The sequence below is a fragment of the Vibrio sp. 1249-1 genome, from assembly GCF_033340495.1.
In genome coordinates this window covers 1-654 of sequence record NZ_JAWOWJ010000653.1, presented here as the reverse complement: position 1 = coordinate 654, position 654 = coordinate 1, and the positions used below count along the sequence as shown (strand labels likewise).

The window sequence follows — 654 nt, the reverse complement described above, 5'->3', positions numbered from 1 at the left end:
TCCACCAGAAAGTATTGCAGCAACCATTACCTAGCTGAAACCGATGATTCGGGACGTAACCAAGCATTCTGTCGACCAGGCCAACGCCTCACTTAACGGTTTACGCAGCGAAACCTCAACCGTTACCAAAGCATGGAAGAGAGGACTGAATCGGTCAAAGAGAGACCTTTTCCTGCGAACACTTATCATTCAATCTTGCCGCACTGAGCAACAGTGCCGAAGAAAACCGATTATCTGCTAAGGACGCACAACAAGGGGTTGAAGAGCGGAAACGCAAGGCTACTGCGCTACGCGACGTTGTGCATCTATTTACACTTTAACTTCAACCAACAAGAAGAAAAAACTCATAACAGGAGATATCCTTTGAAACTGAAACTTAGCCTAACTGCACTGGCTCTGATGGGCCAAACAGCCGCACATGCCGCTCCTCTGCTAGTTGATTTTGATGACAGCGAGCGCGAAGAGCGCGTTCAGGCGAGCAACGCTTGGCTGGAAATTGATACTCAGGCATTTTCAAATAATATTCAGTTGCTTCAGAAGGATCTAAAGGGCAACACTCAGATCTGTGCCATCATGAAGGCTGACGCGTACGGTAACGGTATCGCAGGCCTGATGCCTAGCATCATCGCGAACAACGTTGCATGTGTGGGTATC

At 48.3% G+C, this 654-nt stretch carries 1 protein-coding gene; it reads left to right on the top strand.

Annotated features, from left to right (window positions below; all coding sequences use genetic code 11):
* Positions 1–363: 363 nt before the first annotated feature.
* A partial coding sequence (locus R7Z50_RS28170; protein WP_318149842.1) for an alanine racemase occupies positions 364–654 on the top strand: 291 nt, incomplete at its 3' end.